General features: G+C 44.4%; 13 protein-coding genes. 1 reads left to right on the plus strand and 12 read right to left on the minus strand.

Translation table 11 applies throughout. The features are described 5' to 3' along the window. Positions 1 to 10: 10 nt before the first annotated feature. The 3 genes from infB to rimP are packed head-to-tail and all read right to left on the minus strand — an operon-like array spanning position 11 to position 4745. Positions 11 to 2932 carry a translation initiation factor IF-2 gene (infB, locus tag DYD21_RS09495; protein ID WP_116035751.1) on the minus strand — a complete coding sequence of 974 codons (2922 nt, stop codon included), beginning with the start codon at positions 2930 to 2932 and terminating at the stop codon, positions 11 to 13. Positions 2933 to 2992: 60 nt separating this feature from the next. Further along, positions 2993 to 4252, minus strand: coding sequence for a transcription termination factor NusA (gene nusA, locus DYD21_RS09500; protein ID WP_116035754.1), 1260 nt, complete (start codon positions 4250 to 4252; stop codon positions 2993 to 2995). Positions 4253 to 4286: 34 nt separating this feature from the next. Beyond that, positions 4287 to 4745 (minus strand): ribosome maturation factor RimP, encoded by a 459-nt coding sequence (gene rimP, locus DYD21_RS09505; RefSeq protein WP_116035756.1) that lies wholly within the window; start codon positions 4743 to 4745, stop codon positions 4287 to 4289. A 271-nt stretch (positions 4746 to 5016) separates the two neighbouring features. Between rimP and DYD21_RS09510 the strand changes: the two genes are divergently transcribed. Continuing rightward, positions 5017 to 5541, plus strand: coding sequence for a DUF192 domain-containing protein (locus DYD21_RS09510; RefSeq protein WP_158551487.1), 525 nt, complete (start codon positions 5017 to 5019; stop codon positions 5539 to 5541). Between the two features lie 331 nt (positions 5542 to 5872). Here the strand turns inward: DYD21_RS09510 and fbp are convergent, their stop codons facing one another. The 9 genes from fbp to DYD21_RS09560 form a co-directional block, all read right to left on the minus strand. Continuing rightward, a complete protein-coding gene (gene fbp, locus DYD21_RS09520) occupies positions 5873 to 6895 on the minus strand; it encodes a class 1 fructose-bisphosphatase (RefSeq protein WP_116035763.1) in 1023 nt (340 codons plus the stop codon). Positions 6896 to 6969: 74 nt separating this feature from the next. Then, a complete protein-coding gene (gene coaE, locus DYD21_RS09525) occupies positions 6970 to 7566 on the minus strand; it encodes a dephospho-CoA kinase (protein WP_116035766.1) in 597 nt (198 codons plus the stop codon). Further along, a protein-coding gene (gene prfB, locus DYD21_RS09530) for a peptide chain release factor 2 (protein ID WP_116035768.1) occupies positions 7563 to 8685 on the minus strand; the annotation gives its coding sequence in 2 pieces (ribosomal slippage) (positions 7563 to 8618 and positions 8620 to 8685; 1122 coding nt in all). Before prfB ends, coaE begins: the two co-directional genes overlap by 4 nt. 100 nt (positions 8686 to 8785) lie before the next feature. Continuing rightward, positions 8786 to 9043 (minus strand): hypothetical protein, encoded by a 258-nt coding sequence (locus DYD21_RS09535; protein WP_116035771.1) that lies wholly within the window; start codon positions 9041 to 9043, stop codon positions 8786 to 8788. 24 nt (positions 9044 to 9067) lie between these two features. After that, complete coding sequence (locus tag DYD21_RS09540) at positions 9068 to 10861, minus strand: ABC transporter ATP-binding protein (protein WP_116035774.1); 1794 nt, start codon at positions 10859 to 10861, stop codon at positions 9068 to 9070. Between the two features lie 10 nt (positions 10862 to 10871). Beyond that, on the minus strand, positions 10872 to 12110 hold the full coding sequence (gene rnz, locus DYD21_RS09545; RefSeq protein WP_116035776.1) for a ribonuclease Z: 1239 nt from the start codon (positions 12108 to 12110) through the stop codon (positions 10872 to 10874). 66 nt (positions 12111 to 12176) lie between these two features. Then, complete coding sequence (locus DYD21_RS09550; protein ID WP_116035779.1) at positions 12177 to 13976, minus strand: ABC transporter ATP-binding protein; 1800 nt, start codon at positions 13974 to 13976, stop codon at positions 12177 to 12179. Positions 13977 to 14044: 68 nt separating this feature from the next. Beyond that, on the minus strand, positions 14045 to 15082 hold the full coding sequence (locus DYD21_RS09555) for an NAD(P)/FAD-dependent oxidoreductase (protein WP_116035782.1): 1038 nt from the start codon (positions 15080 to 15082) through the stop codon (positions 14045 to 14047). Between the two features lie 177 nt (positions 15083 to 15259). Beyond that, on the minus strand, positions 15260 to 16627 hold the full coding sequence (locus tag DYD21_RS09560) for an acyclic terpene utilization AtuA family protein (protein ID WP_116035784.1): 1368 nt from the start codon (positions 16625 to 16627) through the stop codon (positions 15260 to 15262).

The following is a 16627-nucleotide window of genomic DNA, read 5'->3' on the forward strand; positions in this document are numbered from 1 at the left end:
CCTGTTATACCTATTTTGCGTCTTCTAATGTACGCTTCTCTTCCTTGATGGTGTAACTTTCAAATTCATCGCCGACTTTGACATCGTTATAGTTTACAATACTGATTCCGCATTCGTAACCAGATTGTACTTCTTTCACATCATCTTTAAAGCGTTTCAGTGAATCAATCTCACCATCCCAGATGACAACACCATCACGAATAATTCGTATTGGATTGTTTCTGTGAATTTTTCCTTCGGTCACGTAACATCCGGCAATGGTACCCACTTTTGACACCTTAAAGACTTCACGAACCTCAACCATACCCATAATTTCTTCTGAAATTTCGGGGCTGAGCATTCCTTCCAGTGCGTCGTGGACTTCATCAACAGCATCATAAATCACGCTAAAGAGTCGAATATCGATGCTTTCCGCTTCAGCGAGTTTCCGGGCTGAGGCAGTTGGCCTTACCTGGAAACCAATAATAATGGCGTCTGATGCGGATGCAAGCAGCACATCAGATTCGGTAATTGCACCCGAACCGGTATGAATGACACTCACGGAAACTTCTTCTGTACCAAGTTTCTGGAGGGCTCCTGAAAGTGCTTCAATAGAACCGTCAACATCAGCTTTGATGATGATATTCAATTCGGATACTTCTCCAAGTGCCATTCGTCTTGAGAGATCATCCAGGGTAAGATGTTTCGTTCTTCGTAGTGACTGTTCCCGGCGAATTTGCTGCCGCTGATTTGCAATATCTTTAGCCGTTTTTTCATCAGCCGGTACAATCAGCCGGTCGCCTGCCTGTGGAACCGAATCGAACCCGGTCAGCTGAACAGGAGTGGATGGCCCCGCTTTTTTAAGCCTTTCACCATGTTCATTTTCCATAGCACGTACCCGGCCGAAACATGGCCCGGCAACAAATGGATCACCTACTTCAAGTGTACCGTTTTGAATTAGAATATTGGCGACGGTACCTTTTCCTTTATCAACGCGGGATTCCAGCACAATTCCCTGAGCAAGTCTGTTTGGGTTGGCCTTCAATTCGAGCAATTCAGCTTCGATTAATACTTTTTCAAGAAGGTCATCAATTCCCATTCCGGTCTCTGCTGATACTTCGGCGATCTGGGTGTTTCCACCATACTCCTCAACAATCACATTGTGTTCGGTGAGCTGTTGTTTAATTTTGTCAGGATTTGCACCGGGTTTATCCATTTTGTTTATCGCAACAACAATAGAAACACCGGCTGCTTTGGAGTGATTAATCGCCTCAATGGTCTGGGGCATCACAGAATCGTCGGCTGCAATAACAAGAATCACAATATCCGTTGCCTGGGCACCACGGCTCCTCATAGCGGTAAACGCCTCGTGACCGGGAGTATCCAGGAAAGTAATCTTTTTATTATCTTCGGTTTTTACTTCGTATGCACCCACGTGCTGAGTAATTCCCCCAGCCTCACCGGCTGCTACTTTTGCTTTCCGGATGTAATCAAGAAGTGAAGTTTTACCGTGATCCACGTGCCCCATAACGGTAATAATCGGAGAGCGGGGTTCAAGATCTTCAGGATCATCCTCCTCTTCCACATAAATTTCTTCGACAACCTCATCGGCATCTACAAAATTGACGTCATAATCGAATTCATCTGCCACAAGTTCAATCGTGGCGGCATCAAGCCGTTGGTTGATTGAAACCATCATGCCAACGTTCATACACGTTGTAATAACGTCGGTTGGTTTTACTTCCAGAAGTTCAGCAAGATCACTTACGGTAATAAATTCGGTTACATCAATGACATTATCTTCAAGTTCACTGAGCTCATCCTGTAACTGACGCTCCTCTTCCCTTTCTTCTTTTCGCTGCTTTCTGCGTTTAGCCCGTTTACTTCCTACGGTATCAGAATCCTTCATGCGTGCCATCGTTTCACGCATTTTCTTATCTACATCTTCCTCATCAACTTTGGAACGACGAGATTTTTTCTTGGTTTTTTTAGTCTTTTTAGTGGATTTGTCAGAGTCTGATTTGGTTTTACGCTTCGTCTGCTGCTCGTCATCTCCCCTGTCTTTCCGACGTTTGCGTTTCTTAACCTTCTTCGACTTATCTGAAGTGAAGGATACCTTACCTACCACTTTTGTCCCTTTAAGACGACCGGCAGAACCGCGGATCACTTTTCCTTCTTCTTCGTCTTCGTCGTCATCTTCATCCTCTTCTTCTGCTACCTCATCATCTTCTACATCCTCTTCATCATAATCATCATCTGCGTCTTCATCATCATCTGCGTCTTCATCATCTTCTGTCTCTGCATCACTCTTCTCTTCAGCAGCAGGTTTCTTTATCTCCTCTTCAATTTCAGTTTCAGTGCCTGCCGGTTTAGTATCCTCATCGGTTTCTTCTGATTCTTCCGGTTGGGCTTCAGCTTCTGCAGCTTTTTCGGTTTCAGGTTCAGGTTTCTCTTTCTGTTCCTCAGCTGCTGGTTTTTTCTCTTCTTTTTCCGGTTCCGGTTCTGGTTCTTTTTCAGCTTCCGGCTCCGGCTCTGGTTCGGGTTTTGGTTCCGGCGGAGTCTCCATCGGCTCGAGAGAGCTTTCCGGTGATTCTACATTTTTAGGTTTCGACTCTGACTTTTTCTCAGATTTGGGTTCCGGTTTTTCATCTTCCGGCTCCAGGTCATCAAGCGGTTCGAGAAAACTGTCTAACGTTACGCTCTCGTTACGGTTCGACATAATCTGGCTTCTGCGGCTTTCGTACTCTTCGCGCGCCTTGGCATGCTCTCTGCTTTTTTCCTTGTCATCGCCATATTCGGAAGCCAGCACCTCGTACATTTCGGGCGTAATCTTGGTATTCGGACGATTAGCAACATCAAAATCATGCTCTCCCAATGTATCGACAATCGATTGGGTCGCAACATTAAATTCTGATGCAACTTTAAATAGTTTTTTTGGCTTCTTGTCCGTCATATAAAAGTGTAATGGATTTTTATCAGTAATTCTTAGTTAACCGCACCCCTAAAGTTACGATCAATCTTGTTCGTCCTCAAATTCATAGGCAATGATATCGATAATTCGTTCTGCTTCTTCCTTATCGATTTTGCCTTCCGTTCGCCGGACGAGTTCTTCTTCATCGAGTTCAAGCACTGCACGAGCGCTGTCACAACCAATATCATGCAGCAATGCGATGGTTTCTGGCCCGAAATCAATTTCAAACTCATTGATGTCAATATCATCTTCTTCTTCAACTTCGCGGAAGACGTCAATTTCAACTTCTGCCAGTTTAGAGGCCAGCCGTATATTCACTCCACCTTTACCGATCGCTTTGGATACTTCATCGGCAGGAACGAGAACGTTGGCTTGTTTCCCATCGTCCGTAAGCTCAACTTTTAAAACTCTTGCAGGCTGAAGCGCACGTTTGATAAACTCAAATTTATCCGGCGTGTAATTGATTACATCAATATTTTCATTTTGAAGTTCCCGAACCACAGCGTGGATACGAATTCCCTTCATACCTACACATGCACCAACAGGATCTACCCGCTCATCGTGCGATTGTACCGCCACTTTTGAGCGATCTCCCGGTTCACGGGCAATTCGCACCAGTTCAATAATTCCGTCAAACACTTCAGGAATCTCGTTTTCAAACAGGCGTTCCAGGAACATGGGTGATGTTCTGGAGATAATCACCGTTGGATTGCCCCCGATTCTTTTTACCTCAACAACAACCGCACGAATCGTATCTCCTTTGCGGTAACGATCTTTATAGATCTGCTCATTTTTCGGAAGCAGAAGTTCCACACCGTTGTGATTAACAAGGATATCTTTATTATTTCGAACCTGGTAAACATCTCCTAAAATAATGTCCCCGATACGGTCGGAATAATCTTCAAATATGTTGTCTTTTTCAATTTCACGGATACGCTGAGCCAGTTGCTGCCTGGCCATGGTTACCGCACGCCGGCCAAAATCAGTGATCGAAATCTCCTGGGCATATTCATCGTACAACTCCAGATCCGGATCCTGCTTTTGTGCTTCCTCAAGGGTAATTTCTGTAACAGGATCTGTAAGTTCATCCGCAGGAACCACTTCCCGAATATGAAGAATCTGAATCTCTCCGCGATCAGCGTTCAGGATTACCTCAAACGCTTCATCTGAATCGTATTTTTTACGAATCATCGTTCGGAAAACATCCTCAAGAATCGACAAAAGAAGATCCTTATCGATACCTTTATCTTTTGCGATCTCCGCGAAGGATTGGATAATTAATTTTGAGACGTCGTTTTGCATCGGTAAAGGTGATTTTTTTGGATTCGGTTACCGGCTAAATTTTTGGTACGATTTTCGTTTCTACAAGATCCTCAAACCGTATGGATACTTCATTGCCTTTATTCTGTTCAATTTTAACGAGATCGTCAGACACTTCTTTTAAAATTCCTTCAGCCTTTTCATAGCTGCCATCTTTTTTAAATTTGATGCGGGCTGTACGCCCCCGGTTCTTTGCATACTGCCGCTTATCCGTCAACGGCCTGCTCAGGCCGGGAGACGAAACATTTAACCGGTACGATTTTTCAAAAATTTCTTCTGATTCCACCAGGAATGAGAGTTCTTTGTTAAGTTTTGTACACTCATCAAGATTTACACCCCCATTTTCTGAATCCACTAAAACCCAAACAACAGGCATCTCCTGCTGCTTGATCTCTACATCAACCAAAAACATATCTGATTGGCTGACAAGAGGTTCCGCCAGTTCTTTAATGCGCTCTAATGGATTACTTATCATTCCTTAAAGTGGTTACAAGTACAAAAAAAAGTGAGAACCTCGCGGCGCTCACTTAAGTTTCGTAAAATAGGCTTATATCCTTTAAAAACCAACCACTATCCCATTTCGATTTATCACCTGTTGATGTAATTGCGGGTTTTATTTTGTTGCATCATTGAGGTACAGAACGTTAAGGATAGATTTTTCCTTTTTTGGTTCAACATTCAGAGTTATCTTAATTACAGTTTCTAAAAATCCAATCACGCTACATTTAATGATCCAGCCCAGAATAATGATGAGTTTTCCTGATCCCTCCTCCCTATCAACTTCCCGTTCGTTCATAGTCATATTCCTGCTGACGCTTTCCACAGTTTATTTCTCCGCCTGTTCGGAAAACGAACAAGGAGAATCTGAATCCGCAGTAGAAGAACGGATTCTCGAATACGAAACCACGATCACATTCCTGAATGAAAGAGGAAACGAAATTTCTGAAATTGAAGCAGCTGTTGCTGATGATGATGCAAGCCGCAGCCAGGGACTCATGGATGTTCACTCTCTGCCGGTTGATGCCGGAATGCTCTTTATTTTCGATGATAACCAGCAACGAAACTTCTGGATGGCAAGTACGCCGCTTTCACTCGATATCATTTTTGTAAACGAAGAGTATGAAATCGTACGCATTCACCGAAACACTTCCCCCTACTCACAGGAGAGCATACCATCGGAACTTCCGTCCAAATACGTTGTGGAAGTAAATGCGGGATACACCATGCGCCACGATATTAATGAAGGCGGACGAATACAGATTGGCGAATAATATTTCCTTCAAAGATATTCTCGCAGCACAACGGCCCAAAACGTTGGCTACACTAAGATGAATTGTATTTCTGTCATTCTATTCATTCACGGTATAGCCGTGCAGATTAACCCGCTGATTTTCGCAGATAATATTGGACATATCCGCGTTACTCCGCGATATACACAGCGAAATCTGCGAAACCCAAAGCTGAGTATGATTTTAACAAGTGTGAATAAACCTGTTTCTAATGTTGGAAAATGGATAATGCATTCTACCTGAATAATATTTTGAACAGCTAAATTCTCGCGGATACCTCTACCTTGCACGGAATAATTCCAGATTGAATAGCTTAAACGGGTACTTCGGCTTCTTCTGTAATAAACCGAATCACTTCTTCCACATTCTTTCGCGATCCTATATAAATAGGTGTGCGCTCATGGATTGCATCCGGCTGAATTTCCATTATTCTCTTATTGCCATTGGTAGCCACTCCCCCCGCCTGCTCGATAATAAAACTGAGCGGATTACATTCATACATCAATCTCAATTTTCCTTCAGGATAACGTTTACTCGATGGGTAGATAAATATTCCGCCTTTTACGAGAGTCCTGTGCACATCCGCAACCATTGAACCAATATACCGGGCGGAATACGGCCTTCCGCTTTCCTGATCCTCCAGCTGGCAATATTTGATATATTTCTTCAAGCCGTTTCCCCAGCTGTTATAACTTCCCTCATTGATACTGTAAATCGTACCGTGATCCGGCATCTCAAAATCATCATCCGATAAGATAAACTCACCAATACTGGGATCAAGCGTAAATGCGGACACCCCCATTCCCGTCGTATAAACCATAATTGTTGATGAACCGTAAAGAACATATCCGGCTGCTACCTGTCGAATACCGGGCTGAAGAGCATCAGATTCTACAATATTAGGATCAAAACGTGACTGCCTCATGTAAATTGAGAAAATACTTCCGATCGATACGTTCACATCAATATTGGAAGACCCGTCAAGCGGATCGAGGTAGACAATATATTTTCCGCCCTGACTGTTCAGCCGCACTATTCCATCATTCTCCTCAGAAATTACCATACAGGTGATAAGTGAACGGTCGAGTGCCGATATAAGCTGCTGATCTGCAAAAAGGTCGAGCTTTTTCACTGATTCACCGTGAATATTCCTGGAGCCATCCACACCAAGTAAACTGGTGATTCCAGCTTTATTCACCTCCCTTGAGATGATTTTTGCCGCCAGGCCGATATCTCTTAACAGCTGTGAGAGTTCACCGGTTGCTCCCGGAAACCGGTTTTGTGATTGAATGATATACTCATCGAGTGTTACGAGTTTTGTTGGTTTATTAGTCATGATAAATAAGTCTTATTTTCTTTTTTTGGAACCGCTTCCAAAGTTAAATAAGATTTCTTCTAACCTGCAATTAATTAGTTATTTCCAATCAGTTTTTGATACATCTCTTCTGCTCTCTCTTTCAGCTCTTTTTCGGTACCGTTATTAAAAAGTATATAATCTGCCAGGTGATGAAGAGAATCAAAATCGGGCTGTTTTTCCATTCGGGCGATGATTTCAGCTTCGCTGCTGTCATCCCGGGCAGAAACCCGTTCCAGGCGTTTTTCCCGATCAGCGGTCACTAAAACGACTTTATCAACATAATCCGGACGCCCGTTATTCAGCAAAATAGCGGCTTCATAAACAAAAAGCCGGACGCCGGACGCCCGGGCATCTTCGATCAGCTGTTTTGTTTTTTTTTGGATGGCGGGATGTACAATACCATTCAGTTCACTGACCCGGTTTTTCTCAAAAGCCTCCCTGATCAGATGAGGCTTATTCAGAGAGCCATCATCCCTGTAGGTCTGCCGCCCAAATACTTCAATCAGCTTTTTTTTTAGCTTGGAATCGGTTCGCATCATCTCTTTTGCAAGATCATCAGCAAATATCACGACAGCCCCGCGTTTTTTCCATAACCTGGCTACGGTTGTTTTGCCAGATCCGATTCCGCCGGTCAGTCCTACGGTTATCATACGGTCTGTTCAGCCACGCGGCTCATCAGGTAGGCTTTCATAAACGGATCAAGATCACCGTCCATCACGGAATCCACATCGCCGGTTTCGTGGTCTGTACGATGATCTTTAACCATATTGTACGGGTGAAAAACGTACGATCGAATCTGAGATCCCCATTCGTTACTGCTTTTGGAGTCTTCCAGCTTCTGTTTTTCACGCTCCTTAATATTCTTTTCGAGTTCATAAACCCGGGATTTTAACAGAACCATCGCTTTTTCGCGGTTTTGGAGCTGTGACCGTTCCTGCTGGCACTCAGCAACCACTCGTTCCTCACTGCCGTCGGAAAGTTTCCCTGTCCAGATCAGACGAACACCGGTCTCCACTTTATTCACATTCTGGCCACCAGCACCACTGGCATGAAATCGCTGAAGCTCAACATCACTATCGTTGAGATTCACCTCAATAGTGTCATCAATGATTGGAGATACGAACACCGAGCAGAACGACGTATGCCGTCGGGCGTTGCTGTCAAACGGGGAGATTCGAACCAGACGATGCGTTCCGGTCTCCGATTTTAAAAAGCCGTAGGCATTTGCGCCTTTCACTTCAATTGTGGCACTTTTAATGCCAGCTACGTCTCCATCCTGGTATTCCACAACAGATACATTGTAATCGTGTTTTTCAGCCCAGCGATTGATCATTCTAAAGAGCATCTGGCCCCAGTCCTGGCTTTCCGTACCACCTGCGCCGGGATTAAATGTAACAATAGCATCCCGGTGATCATCATCACCACTAAGCATATTCTGCAGTTCGAGATCATCCAGCTTTTGAATAAATGTATCGACCTCCTGCTCAAGCTCCTCCTGCACATCTTCACCCTCTTCCTGGAACTGCTGGTACACCCTGATGCTCTCCCTGAGTTCATCAAGCTGATCCCAACTTTCAACGAGACTTTTTTGATGGTCAAGCTGACGCATAACGCCCTGGGCTTTTTCCGAATCATTCCAGAATTCAGGATCCTGTGTCTGTTCCTGAAGCTCTATAACCCTGACTTTTCGTTTATCGTAGTCAAAGATACCCCCTGAGCTGATCCACACGCCCAAATAGTTTTTCCAATTTATCTGCTTGAATGCTCATTTCTAAAATTCTATTAATTTGATAATTATTTTTTCCAGGTGAACTGCAAAATGGTAGTCTTTGAGAAATATCGTCCAAAAAACCACCCCTACAGCCAGTATCACCCCTTCTTACTAAACAAAACTGAGATTAATACGCCTGCAAGAATTCCGCTTGCAAAAGCAGTTCCAACACCTATCTCAGGATTTGCCCTCACATATCTCCGGGCAGTTCGAAATTCCCGTCGGATTTCATTTTTAATTTTATCTTTTTCAGAATCCAGGCTGCGTAAAATCTGTGTGTATTTATCTTCCATGTTCTTTTTCTCCTGTTTCAATGCATCTTTTAGCTCTTCTTCTGTTGATTTTGAGTCGTTCATGGCGATCGATACTTAGAATTAAAATTAATCGGATTCAGATCCGGTCTCAACCAGATCCTGGTCTTTATACTGCAGTTCGTACAACTTTCGGTAAATGCCATCCTCGGTTTGAATTAATTCATCATGGCTACCAGACTCCCTGATTTTACCTTTGTGCATCACCAGAATGCGATCCGCACCTTTAATCGTTGAAAGTCTGTGTGCTATTACAATTGAAGTTCGCCCTTTCATCATTCGTTCGCAAGCCCTTGAAACGAGATGTTCGGTTTCGGAATCCACATTTGAAGTCGCTTCATCCAGAATCAGAATTTCGGGGTCGTAAACCATCGCTCTCACAAAGCAGATCAACTGCTTTTGGCCCATTGATATGGATGCTCCTCTCTCTTTCAACTGAAAATCATATCCTCCCGGCAGTTTTTTTATGAAGTTGTGCGCCTCCACTTCTTTCGCCGCACGGACCACCTCTTCCCGGGATATATTCTCATTTCCGAGAGTAATATTTTCGAGAACGGTTCCTGTAAAAAGGGCATTATCCTGTAATACCAGTCCAAAATGTGAGCGCAGCTGCCGGAGCGAAAGATTTTGAATATTCACTCCATCCAGGAGAATTTCTCCTTTTTGTATGTCATAATAACGTAAAAGAAGATTGATAATCGTAGATTTACCCGCGCCTGTGGCTCCTACAATTGCCAGCAGCTCACCCGGTTCAGCTGTGAATGAGATATCCTGCAGGATTTTTTCCTCATCTGTATTGTAGCTGAAATCCACATTTTTAAACTCAATAGCACCTTTCACTTTCGGCTGATCAACCGGATCATCGGTCTCCAGCACTTCTTTTTCCGTGTCCAGAACATCAAAAATCCGTTCAGATGACGCAAGCGCTGATTGCAGAGTATTATACTTTTCGGAAAGTCCCCTGATAGGATTAAAAAATTGCCGGACATACTGAATAAATGCGAGAAGCACTCCAAATGTCAGCTGATCCATCAATGCACGTGCACCACCATACCAGACAACCAGCGCCATTGCAAGGCTGGCCAGAACTTCTACCACCGGCCAGAAAATGGAAAAATAGAAAATAGTATCAAGATGCGCTCTCCTGTGATCGCTGTTGATCTTGCTGAAACGTTCCTGCTCTTTCTTCTCGCGGTTAAACAGCTGAACAATCGCCATGCCGTTGATATGTTCCTGCACAAAAGAATTTAGCCGTGCGATCTGATCTCTTACATTCAGAAATGCAACACGGACTTTCGATTTAAACCAAAAGGTTGAATAGAAAAGGATCGGCAGCACCAGGACAGAAACTATGGTAAGCTCCCAGCTCATCATCAGCATAAATCCGAGAATGAAAAAGATCCTGAACAGATCCCCTACCATGTTTACGATACCGTCGGAAAGAAGTGAACTCAGCGCTTCAATATCACTGGTTGTCCGGGTAATCAGCCGGCCAATTGGGTTTGTATCAAAAAACTGAACATGCAGAGACTGTATCTTCTCATACACTGCGTTCCGCAGACTGTAGAGTGCGCCCTGCCCAAACCAGCGGGTGATGTAAGTATTTGCCACCAGAATAATGAACTCTCCGATCAGTGCAGCAACAAGCAGAAGTATGATATACATCAGCCCGGGGATATCCCCTATGGCAATGTAATCATCTACAGCAACCTGTGTGAGTTTTGGGCGAACAGTTCCCAGAAATGCCGCAGATAGCGTAAGAAAGATGGCAAAGATGCCCCACCATTTATAGGGCTTGAAAAAGTAATAAAGCCGCCGAATCAAATCTGAATCGACGGCTTTAGAAGATTTTTTAGAACTCAAGAGTTTTTAATTAGAATCGATCGAAATCGTCAAACGGTGTACGTGGTGTAATCGGTTTTGGCTTGCGTTCGTTCGAATCTCCTGAAGAATCCGAACGTCTGCTGCTGCCACCTGATGATCGCCTTGAGCTGCCACTATCGGATGATGTAGAGCTGCGACGTTTACGGCCGGAAGAACTGCTTCCGCCTTTTTTATCAAACTTCTTTCGTTTTCTGAAACGTTTTTTGCTATCTGATTTACCTTTCCCCCTGCCGGATGATTTGCTCTTATCGGATTTGTCCTGATCAATTTCCTTGATATAAACTTTCGCCTGAACAATTCCTTTTTCTTTGGCCGGATCTGTAAAAATAGGCCGCAGTTCTGTTGCAAGCCAGGCCGGGAAGAATTTCTCACGGGCTTCACGCAGCAGCACAAACGGATTGGTGTATCGTGCAGAAAAGTGCGAAATCACAAGCAGTTTGGTTTGTGATTCATTTGCAACACGAGCGGCATCCTCGGATGTTGAATGCCCCGTTTCAGCAGCTTTATCCGCAAGGCTTGTACTGAATGTTGCCTCGTGGTACAGGATGTTAGTATTCATAGCCAGCTTCACGGAATTCGGGCAATATTTGGTATCCGTAATATAGGCAAAGCTATCACCGGGGCGCGGATGGCCTACAATATCATAGGATTTGATTTCGGTGCCATCATCAAGGATAACATCTTCGCCCGCTTTCAGAGCTTTATACTGTTCGTCTTCGGTGATACCAAGCTTTTCAGCCTTTTCGGCATCTACTTTCCCCGGTTTGTCTTTCTCCTGAAACCGATATCCCAGGCAGAAGGACGTGTGATTTAGGGGTCTTGCCTCCACGTAATATTCTTTCTCATCAATCACGCGCTGTGATTCAATATCCTCAGGTACTTCAACATATTTGATTTCGAAGTTGAGATCGATGTTGGCAAACTTAAAATTGAACTCAACAAATTCCTGGAGACCTTCCGGGCCAACCAGTGTAATCGGTTTATCACGGCGCTGAAGCTGCAATGTAGCTAATAAGCCAATCAGACCAGAATAATGGTCCACATCGTAGTGCGAAATAAAGATATTTTCGATTTTTGAGCGTTTCAGACCTGCCTGCAACATTCTCATTTGTGCGTTTTCTCCGCAATCAAACAGGTGAACATCTCCTTCGCGCCATAAGGCAACGGATGAAAGATGGCGGGTTGCAGTTGGGGTGGCAGATGCTACTCCTAAAGGTACTATGATCATGTGATTATCTCCCGTAGTGTTGTGGGTTCCTGCCTTTCAAGCAGGGTCGCCCGCTGTGTGTTTGGTTTATATTTGAGCTAATTGTTGTTCCAGTAGTTGTTTTTGATACATGCGTGCATAACGTCCTTCTTGCGTTAGCAGCTGTTCATGGGAACCTTGTTCAACGATAGAACCGTCTTCAAGATAAAAAATTATATCGGCGTTTTTAACAGTAGAAATACGATGTGATATCATAATTGTTGTTCTGGTCAATCGCTGATCCCGAAGGTGTGATAATATTGCATCCTCCGTCTCCGTATCCACTGCACTTAGCGAATCATCTAATATGATGATAGATGGTTTTTTTATGAGAGCCCGGGCGATAGCTGTTCGTTGTTTTTGCCCTCCCGAAAGAGTGACTCCTCGTTCCCCTACTATTGTCTCGAATTTTTTTTCAAATTCCAAAATATTTTGCAAAACATGCGCATTTTCTGCCGCTTCTTCAATCTGTTCTTCAGAAGCTGAATCTACACCAAATGCAATATTTTCTTTGATCGTTGTAGAGAACAAAAACGTCTCTTGCGGCACAAATCCAATTCCGCGCCTGAGAGCTGATGCAGACCATTTTTTAACATCGGTGCCATCCACTTTTATCACTCCTTCCGTTGCATCAAAAAGTCGCGGTATCAGGTTAACCAATGTTGTTTTACCTGCGCCTGTGCGGCCTACAAATGCAGCTGTTGTTCCTTTTTTTATGTGAAACGAAATTTTATCGATGGCTTTTTCTTCAGATTCGGGATAACTGAATGAGACATTTTCAAATCTCACATCACCTTCAACTTCCCTGTCGCTGTTAAACTGTTCTTCAGATTGACCGATTTTCACTGGTTCTGTGAGAACTTTATCAACCCGTTCCCATGAGGCCAGCGATTTCTGGAACGTATTCACAGTATAGCCAAGTGAAGCAACCGGCCAGGTGAGATACGCCACGTAAATCACAAATTCAGCAATGTTCCCCACAGTAATCAATCCATCAATCACCATCATACCACCCTGCCAGATAACAATGACTACAGAAGCTCCGATCAACAGGTTCAGCGTGGGGTGAAAAAGCGACTCAACCAAATCAAGTTTAAGTTTCTGTTTACGGTACAGATCACTCTCTTTATCAAACAGTTTCTGCTTATACGCTTCCCTGTTAAATGCTTTTATGAGGCGAATACTGCTGAATGCCTCTTGTGCAGCGCCGGCAATATCAGAATAACGCTGCTGGATGATGATTTGATATTTATTGATATAACCGCTGACCCAGTATGCAAAAGCGGATAAGAACGGCAGCGGCAACAAGGCCCAAAGCGTCAGGTCAGTATTTACAATGATCATCATTGTAATGATAAAGCCGGCACGTGTGATCGTATTGATGGTATACATTACAACCGGGCCAAAATATTCACGAACGCGTGATATATCTTCGGTTGCACGCACATAAACTTCGCCCGATTTATTCGACTCAAAATAACGCTGAGGGAGTTCGAGAAGTTTACCCATCACACGGTTTCGGATATCAAACTCAACATGCCGTGATCCCACAATAAGCGTCTGCCGGGTAGCAAATAACAGTATTCCGTAAAGCATTACGGTTCCGATCAAAAGAAGCGAGTTCCACGCAAGAATTTGACCTGCTTCACTTGAAAATAGAATGTCTGTGAGTGATCCATACTCCCCGCCGTAATCCTCGCCCAACATTTCTACTTCGTCCATGGTCCGGCGAATCAGAACCGGAATCCATATCAAAAAGAAATTTGAAGCCGTTAAAAAAAGTGCACCAAGGATAAATTTTCCCTTGTACTTTTTTAAGTAGGCGTTGAGTTTATGCAGTGCATCCACGCTTTTATCCGGTATTGAATTGGGGATTATAAATTTACATCCCCGGAGTTCCCGCTACTCCTTGTTATTTAGTCGGTATATTTTTTGATCCAGTCTTCAGCCAGTTTAAACCCTGAAAGATAGGCGCCATCTACCGTGTTATCAATGAAGTAGTCGCCGGTTAAAGCGAGGGGTGCGTCATCAAATTCCAGTTCGGCATATGGCCTGTCTAATACTTTCAAAGCCCGGCTGTATCTCCAGAAATGAACCTGGCTCCATTGTGGTGCCATCGCCCATCCTCCAATTGTTGTGGCAAGTTTGTCGAGCATATCTTTACGTATGGCATCTTTGTCAAGCTTGCCAAGTGTTCGGGTGTATTCAGGAGTTGCCTGAACTACGAATGAACACTCCTGGTTAAAACTTTTTTTAGTGGCTTCGTTCGAAATAAATTTCAGCGGGCTGTTTTTACAAATAATTCCTTCCCATTCAGGCAATTCCCGATCGCCATAACCTGCCATGAGTGTGTAGCAGGGCGCATAATGCACTTCATCAATTTCACGGATAATTTTAAGTGTGTTGGTCTCATTTGTTGTAGTCTGAAGCAATCCGTATGCCTGGGCTGCGGGTGCGGCTATTATTACTGCGTCCGCCTCAAATGTATTCCCGGCCCTCAAATTAATCATCCAGGATCGCTTTTTGCTGCGATGGGCACCAATATAGGTAAGCCCGCCCGCATGAGTTTCGGTCTTTACATCCACCCACCGGCTGAGATATTTTCCGATACTGTTCATTCCTTTTGTGGCGGTAAATGAATCATTCTTATCGGGATTTGGGTTTTTTTTGTGGAAATCACTCCCGTCATACAACCATATGGATTCTCCCCACCGTTTTACCAGCTCCTGATCCATCAGCTCATCCGTGAACTCCTTAAATTCTTCGGACCGCGGCACAAAATAGTTCAGCCCGTGGTCCATTTTAGCGGACCCGTTTTTCCCGGCATAGCGTGTTGCCATTCTTCCGCCATATCCCCTGCTTTTTTCAAGAATCGTTACGTCATGACCTGCATTTGCAAGAAGACGCCCGGCCGTCAATCCGGAAATACCCGCGCCAATTATTCCAATAACCATAAGTTCGTATTGTTCTCAGTTTTGCTGAATTAATTTCCCGAAAGGTAATGAACTGAAGCTTTTACTGCCTAACCTTTTTACGTAAAAAATATATACGGAGCTATCGGCAATGCAGATAGCCCATATTCAATTTAATCCGTTAACCCGGACTTCTTACAATCCCCGATGGAATTCGGATTAACTCTCAAAGAGTGTCACTTTTGGAAGAGCTGCTTTTTTACTCAGCAATGCCGGCCAGTATGCAACCACTTCGCTCGCTTTGGGGCGCCCGCCCGCAAATCCGGTCACACCGCTTGGACCAGTTAAAATCAGCGGTGCAACTTCTTTGCCGAACCGGTTCAGATCTTCTTTTGAGCGGCTTTGAACGGCAATTCTGAGCTGAACCTCATTCAGATCTTCCAGATCAGACAGATCAGATATCGGGTTTTCATTGCAGGCGTTAAGCCCAACCAATTCCCGGTTGACTTCTTCAAACCCGATCCCCAGGTTTTCCGCACGTTTGAAAAGGATATCGGCCGCAACCTGCGCTTTTTTGGCTGCATCAGGCCAGCAGTAAACCAATGTGGATGAAAGTTTATACCCATCGATGTAACTTGCCGACACTTTATAGGTTGGCGTGGCTTCTGTTCCTTTTATGCCAAATACCCTCACCCGGTTTTCACCCTCCTGTTCCAGCTGCACAGAAGTAAAATCTGCAATGCAGTCAGGGGTGATATATTCTGCCGGATTCCCGATTTCATATAAAAGCTGCTCTTTTACCGTCATCTCCGAGACAAGACCGCCGGTTCCTTCGTGTTTGGTCACGTAAAATGATCCGTCCGGATACGCCTCAATAATCGGGAACCCGATATTCACGAGATCTTCCACAGTTTCCCAGTCAGTGAAATTACCTCCCGATGCCTGTCCGCCACACTCAATAATGTGACCTGCGATGGTTCCGGCCGACATCTTATCGTAGTCATTGAAATCCCATCCGAACTCGTAAATCATCGGCGCAAGAGTGAGGCCTGTGTCGGTCACTCTGCCGGTGATAATTACATCGGCATCTGTTTCGAGCGCCTCAACGATCGGGGCAGCGCCGAAATAGATATTCGCGCTCAGCAGCTCGTCCTTCACTGAAGTAATCGGTTCGCCGGTTTCCATGTTCTTCAGCTCGTGACCCTCAGCAATAAGCGAATCGAGCGATGGCAGAATGTCATCTCCATCCACTACGGCAATTTTCAGTCCTTCAATACCCTTCTCCCGGGCCAGTTCTAGAATGGCGTCTTTACATGCCCGGGGATTTACGCCGCCGGCATTGGAGATTACTTTCACTCCATCCTGTTTGATCTCGTTAAACACGGCTCCCACCACATCCACAAAATCGCGGGCATAACCATATTTCTCATTTCTCATGCGCTGTTTTTGCATGATCGACATGGTAACCTCGGCGAGGTAATCCATCACCAGGTAATCAATTTTCCCATTTTTCACCTGGTTGATGGGAGCGTCCGGCAGATCACCCCAAAAACCTTGTCCTGATGCTATTCTTATATTTTTCTTCAC

It is taken from the genome of Rhodohalobacter sp. SW132 (assembly GCF_003390325.1).
In the GTDB taxonomy this organism is placed as follows: domain Bacteria; phylum Bacteroidota; class Rhodothermia; order Balneolales; family Balneolaceae; genus SW132.

Coding starts and splice junctions, on each gene's coding strand:
- infB (WP_116035751.1), bottom strand. CDS start 2,932: ATGACGGACAAGAAGCCAAAAAAACTATTTAAAGTTGCATCAGAATTT.
- nusA (WP_116035754.1), bottom strand. CDS start 4,252: ATGCAAAACGACGTCTCAAAATTAATTATCCAATCCTTCGCGGAGATC.
- rimP (WP_116035756.1), bottom strand. CDS start 4,745: ATGATAAGTAATCCATTAGAGCGCATTAAAGAACTGGCGGAACCTCTT.
- DYD21_RS09510 (WP_158551487.1), top strand. CDS start 5,017: ATGATGAGTTTTCCTGATCCCTCCTCCCTATCAACTTCCCGTTCGTTC.
- fbp (WP_116035763.1), bottom strand. CDS start 6,895: ATGACTAATAAACCAACAAAACTCGTAACACTCGATGAGTATATCATT.
- coaE (WP_116035766.1), bottom strand. CDS start 7,566: ATGATAACCGTAGGACTGACCGGCGGAATCGGATCTGGCAAAACAACC.
- DYD21_RS09535 (WP_116035771.1), bottom strand. CDS start 9,043: ATGAACGACTCAAAATCAACAGAAGAAGAGCTAAAAGATGCATTGAAA.
- rnz (WP_116035776.1), bottom strand. CDS start 12,110: ATGATCATAGTACCTTTAGGAGTAGCATCTGCCACCCCAACTGCAACC.
- DYD21_RS09555 (WP_116035782.1), bottom strand. CDS start 15,082: ATGGTTATTGGAATAATTGGCGCGGGTATTTCCGGATTGACGGCCGGG.